At 41.1% G+C, this 6184-nt stretch carries 4 protein-coding genes; 1 reads left to right on the top strand and 3 read right to left on the bottom strand.

Annotation, left to right across the window (positions count from 1 at the left end; all coding sequences use genetic code 11):
* Positions 1-9 precede the first annotated feature (9 nt).
* Positions 10-330, top strand: coding sequence for a 2Fe-2S iron-sulfur cluster-binding protein (locus tag KZP23_RS23000; protein ID WP_226334132.1), 321 nt, complete (start codon positions 10-12; stop codon positions 328-330).
* Positions 331-384: 54 nt separating this feature from the next.
* Here KZP23_RS23000 and KZP23_RS23005 read toward each other — a convergent pair whose 3' ends face one another.
* Genes KZP23_RS23005 through KZP23_RS23015 form a run of 3 tightly spaced genes read right to left on the bottom strand, consistent with a single transcriptional unit; the run spans position 385 to position 5762 of the window.
* The gene (locus KZP23_RS23005; RefSeq protein ID WP_226334133.1) at positions 385-2292 is read right to left on the bottom strand and encodes a TIGR00341 family protein; all 1908 of its coding nucleotides are present in this window, start codon (positions 2290-2292) and stop codon (positions 385-387) included.
* An 18-nt stretch (positions 2293-2310) separates the two neighbouring features.
* Positions 2311-4329: a methylmalonyl-CoA mutase gene (gene scpA / locus KZP23_RS23010; RefSeq protein WP_226336573.1), complete on the bottom strand. Its 2019-nt coding sequence runs from the start codon at positions 4327-4329 to the stop codon at positions 2311-2313.
* Positions 4330-4373: 44 nt separating this feature from the next.
* On the bottom strand, positions 4374-5762 hold the full coding sequence (locus KZP23_RS23015) for a methylmalonyl-CoA mutase family protein (RefSeq protein WP_226334134.1): 1389 nt from the start codon (positions 5760-5762) through the stop codon (positions 4374-4376).
* Positions 5763-6184: the final 422 nt, after the last annotated feature.

Consider the following 6184-nt stretch of genomic DNA (forward strand, 5'->3'; position numbering starts at 1 on the left):
TTTTGCGTTATGGTAACATTTGAAGTAGAAGATCACGACGGAAACCGTCAATCAATAGAAGCCCCTGACGATATGGGCTTAAGCCTAATGGAAGTACTGAAAGCTTCCGAGTATCCTGTTTTGGCTACCTGTGGAGGCATGGCGCTTTGTGCCACATGCCATGTAGAAGTTTTGGATGGTCAGGATGGATTGGGAGAGGCTACCGATATAGAACTTGACCAATTGGAAACTCTTCCAGAATTATTCCCGACGAGTCGCCTAGCCTGTCAAATCAGAATTAGTGAAGCGCTAGAAGGAGCCATCTTCAAACTTAGAGGAGAAGAAAATTAAAATTTCCTGTGTAATACAATGATAGGAAGGTTGGTAATTGGTTTTGCCAACCTTCTATATTTTTAGGCCAACGGTTATTTCAAGTACTACCTCCTCTCCTATTATTCCTTCAATTTCCTTTTTGATCTCCTTGAAGTCTTCCTCTGACAAATCCCTGCCGGAAACCGCTTTCACCGAAATAACGATAGGACTTAAACTCCTTACCTCCACATTCCTCAAAGTTATCCCTCCATTTACTTGGTAACCACTCAGCTTTTGAAGCAATTTATTTTCACGCACCAAATTGGTGAAACCAAAAGTCAATGGTGCACTCACACAAAAAACCAAAACCAACGACCAAACCAAACCTTTTTTAGCCAAATGAAAAGGACTAAAACCCAGGAGTAAAAAAGTAAAGGCTGCTGACAAGACCATTCCAGCCAAATTGGTCACCAAAAGCAGTAAGGAACCAGAAAACACAGCCCAGTCTGCCCAGCCCAATCCAATTCCTGAAACAGCCATAGGAGGCACCAAAGCAACCGCTATAGCTACGCCTGCTAAGGTTTTCGCTATTTCCTTCTTGGAATGAGCATAGGCTCCGGCAGCACCTGAAGCTGCCGCGACCCCCAAATCCAATAAATTAGGCCTTATTCTAGCTGTAATTTCGCCATTCAGGGTATTTAAAGGAGTCAACCAGGTCAAAAGTACAGCACAAATATACCCTAACAGCAAGCCCAACACCAAGGTCTTAAGGCTATTCAATGCCAATTTCTTATCTTGCCTTAACACCCCCATACTCAGCGATATAATCGGGGACATTAAAGGTGCCAGAACCATTGCCCCTATAATAACTGGGGACGAATTAGCAAATAGACCAAATGTAGCTATGATTGTCGATAGCACCATTAGCACTAAAAAAGTAGACTTTGGCCTAGAGTTTTCCCTTAAAAGACTAAATAAATCTTTGAATTCCTCTGTAGTAGCATGGTATATATAAGGTAAAGGGCCTCTCAACAACTCCTCCCTAAGCTCTCCTCTAGGAAGCACCTGGATTTTAAAAACCTCTCTATTATTGGCTTCTACTTCTGTTTCAAGAAATCTTCCAGGAACAATCTTCAGTGCCTTCGGGGTCGTTTCTAATACAATCTCATAAACACGCTGTTTCACTCCATCAATACTCAAAGCAATAGCCTCTTCACTCTTTATTTGTAAGGCAGAAGTTCTGATATGTCCTGTAAAAGGAGGCAATGAAGCCTGGACTTTCCTGCTAAACAACTCAACCAATCCAAAGCTTAGCAGCCCCATGACACTTTGCGGAGCCAAAATTAGGGCATGCAACATCCCATCATTGACAAAACTATCCTCCAATATCCTTCTCGAAAGCAAGGAGCTCTTCCCATGAGGAACCACCACCATCCCCAAGGCAGCTGTATTAACCTCCTCATAGTGCTGATCAGCTTGATCTTTCTCACCGTTTTCCTTAGGAATCAAAAGGGTATAGGGATGTAATTTCACCCTTTTAAAAAGGCCAAAAAATCCTTTGAACCTCTCTGAGAGCTGCTTCAGCCAAGTACGCTCCACTTGTCCATACATCAGACTCATGGAATCTCCAAGAGACACAGAATCAAATACAATTTGACCATTGGCTGTAAGTAAATCATAAGATTTGAACTCCTCGGATTCCAGCACATGCGCAATGGACTTATCTATACTTTTCCCTACTCCAAACCCCTGTCTTGCGTATATCATTTCCGGATGGGGTAAAAAACCAACTCCCCAATCCTGCCCTTCGGCTAGGGGCAGAAATCCTTTCAATTGTTCATCCGACAAATAACAGAGCACAAAATCCCCTTCCTTTAAACCCAACTCCGTCACTTGGCTATAAGGCATTGCTATTTTTAGGGCATCAGATAATTGAGGCAATATTTTTTCTTCTACCTCCTTAATTGAATCATCCGCATACAATAAGGTTATCTCCATCATTTTCTCAACTTAAAAACATCAAGGTTCCATTAACTGATTGAGTATCTTAATGGCTGCGGCAGGCAACACTGTACCTGGACCAAAAACATCCAACACACCGGCATTAGTTAAAAAATCATAGTCTTTTTTGGGAATCACCCCTCCGACCACCACAGCAATATCTCCTCTTCCTAAACCCTTCAAAGCCTTGATCAATGCTGGCACCAAGACTTTATGTCCACCAGCCAAAGAAGATACACCGACCACGTGAACATCATTTTCTGCAGCCTGTTTTGCCACCTCTTCAGGTGTCTCAAATAAAGACCCCATATCCACATCAAATCCAATATCAGCAAAGCCCGTCCCTATTATCTTAGCTCCTCGATCATGCCCATCTTGACCCATTTTGGCAATCAATATTCTTGGTCGCCTGCCATCTATTCTTTCAAATTCATCTGTTAGGGATTGCGCCTCCTTAAACAGTTTGTCTTGTGCTGCTTCCCTTGAATACACTCCCGAAAGCGTTTTATTTACTGCTTTATGTCTTCCAAATGCTTTTTCCATTGCCATTGATATCTCTCCTAATGTAGCTCTTTTTCGGGCTGCGATCACCGCCAGTTCCAACAAATTACCATTGCCGCTAGCCGAAGCTTGAGTGATTCTCATTAATATTTCCTTTACTTCTTTTGTGTTTCTTTCAGATTTCAACCGCTTCAATCGAGCCAATTGCTTATTGATCACTTGAGCATTGTCCACCTCCAAAACATCAAAGTCCTGCTGGATTCCAGATTTAAATCTATTGATCCCAACTATTGCTTCTAAACCACTATCAATCCTGGCCTGCTTTTGAGCGGCTGCTTCCTCTATTCTCATCTTAGGAAAACCAGACTGTAGCGCTTTTGCCATGCCACCGGCCCTTTCCACTTCCTGTATGTGGTCCCAAGCCTTTCGAACCAGCTCTTCCGTGAGTTCCTCTAAATACAAACTCCCTCCCATGGGATCCACAACCCTTGTCAAACCAAATTCCTCCCTCAATATAAGTTGGGTATTCCTGGCAATTCTTGCTGAAAATGCTGAAGGCAAGGAAATGGCTTCGTCAAAGGCATTGGTATGTAGTGATTGAGTCTGCCCCAATACGGCAGACATTGCTTCAATGCTTGTCCGGGCTATATTGTTCATCGGGTCCTGTTCCGTCAATGACCAACCCGAAGTTTGGCAGTGCGCCCGCAACATCAAGGATTTGGGATTCTTTGGATTAAAGATTTTCATTAGTTTTGCCCACAGCAACCGCCCCGCACGCAGTTTGGCTATTTCTCGGTAGTGGTCCATCCCTATTCCCCAAAAAAAGGACAACCTGGGAGCAAAATCATCTATTTCCAAACCTTTTGACAATCCCGCCTTGACATATTCCAAACCATCAGCTAAGGTATATGCCAATTCTAAATCAGCAGTAGCTCCTGCTTCATGCATATGGTAACCTGATATAGAAATGGAATTAAAACCAGGCATATACTTGGTCGTATATTCAAAGATGTCTGCCACAATTTTCATAGAAGGCTCAGGAGGATAGATATAGGTATTCCTTACCATGAACTCCTTTAAAATATCATTTTGAATAGTTCCTTTTAACTTTTCAGGTTTAACGCCCTGTTCTTCCGCAGCTACAATATAAAAAGCCATGATAGGAATTACGGCTCCATTCATGGTCATAGAAACAGACATCTTGTCCAAAGGAATCTGATCAAACAACAGCTTCATATCCAATACCGAATCAACAGCCACTCCAGCCATACCTACATCCCCTTGCACCCTGGGATGATCTGAATCATAACCTCTATGAGTGGCCAAGTCAAAAGCTACTGATAAGCCTTTTTGTCCTGCAGCTAGGTTTTTCCTGTAAAATTCATTGGAAGCTTCCGCTGTAGAAAAACCCGCATATTGACGAATGGTCCATGGCCGAGTAAAATACATGGTACTATAAGGCCCCTTAAGGAAAGGTGGAATCCCCGACACATAGCCTACATGAACAGGATTTCTAACATCCTCCCTTCTTCCCATTGACTGTTTTAGGGTATCCTTTTTTAAAAGGTGAAAATCAAGCTTCATTTGGAAGAAATATTAAGTTTATGGTACAAAACACTTTTCGGAATTCTTCTTAGCTGTAATTTGGATTCTTCCCAGTCTTCCCCAAAACCAAAGCCATCGCCTATATCTTCCTCCTTATAAGCATTTACTCCGACCATTATCTGATCCTTATCCCGCAAAGCCTCCACCTGTAGATTCCGGGTCAACTTTATTTCATCTTGAATCTTTCCGGAATTAAAACATGCCAACCACCCTCCTTTTTCCTCCAGCTCAATCAACTTTTCCTTTACCTTATCAAAAAGCCTATCCAATAAAAAGTCAAGATAGAAAGCACCTCCACTAGGATTTCCTATCGTGTCCAAATGGGATTCAAGCTTCAATAAATTTGAAATATTGGCAGTCAATCGCTTAGAAGAAACATCTGGAAACTCTTGAGACAAATCACTTTTTCCAACAAATAGCTGGTCACTGTTTCCATTTATAGCCATTAAACTCTCAATAGTATTTCGAACCATATTGGTATACTGGTCATGATGGGATTTGGTCCATAAAGCACTGTGAGCAAAGATGATCATCTGCTCTACCGAATAACTGGCCCCATATAGCTTAGCAATTTGATCTGCAAATACCCTGATCAGTTTTAGCTTGGCGATATTCAAAAAATAATCTCCTCCTACAGCCGCTTTGACCATAACATTATTGAAAACACGCGCTATATCGATTCCTCCAATACAAAGATTTTTCAATACTTCTGATAGCCCTATCATGCCAAAAGACAACTGCTGAGCTGTATTCCCTCCACTGTCCAGATAAATCCCCATATCTATACAAATACCCCGAAATTGGGGATATTGGCTGGTCAATTGGTTAATCTCTTCAAGCTTATCAAATAGTTCAGGATCTTCTCTACCCTCACAAAGCATCTCCTCCATGGGATCCCATAAAAATCCCCCCTTGATAGCCTCCTGTGGTTGATCTTTTGCCCAATGCAGAAAAGCCTTCAAAACAGCTATTCCATCTTTTTTTGGAGCCAACCAAAGATGGACATGCTGAGGGTTTAGCCCTATCAACTTTTCAGCAATATCACCCTCTCCTGACCATTTTAAGATAAGACCATCTATCCCCAAATTAAGCGTATCAAGTAAATCTTTATGGCTTTCCCGATCCAGATCAAAACTGCTGACATTTCCCCATCCATGTCCCCTTGACATTTTTGTCTGCCCCTCCCCTATTTGATATTTCTCATTATGTTCATCTAAAGTAAAAAATGGGAGTATATTTAAGCCTTCGATTTTATCCTTAATAACAAAATCCTCCTCTGACCGCATTCCTGCTTCTCTTATCGCCTGAGCTATCCATTCTTTTCTGTCTGAACAGGGAAATCCATAAAAAGATAGGTCTATCATATTTGGGTCCATTTAAGATGAAAAGACATTTTTGACCAAGGCATTCAATCAAATCCAGGAACTAATTGGCCGAAAGAACATTATGTAATGTCTTTTCATTAAAAATAAGATTTTGTCTTTAAAATACCAGCTATACTTAAGCACTTATCAAGTATTGATCTCTTTAATATTATTTATTCTTATTCCATTATTTTTTTTGTATATTCCAAATTGGAAGCCGCAAACTATCCCCGACTTTCATTAAGAAAAGACCAAAGCAATTGCACACCTACTATGGTGGTCTCAACCAAGTTGATTACAGCTAAAATAATTTAGCCTTTTATAAAGTATCCCAAGATTTTCATGGGCTTATTTTACTATATTCATAAACCAAAAACCAATAATAATCAACATGACCTTAATACTAAACAGCAGTTAAGTCA

This window comes from Echinicola marina (genome assembly GCF_020463795.1).
Classification (GTDB): domain Bacteria; phylum Bacteroidota; class Bacteroidia; order Cytophagales; family Cyclobacteriaceae; genus Echinicola; species Echinicola marina.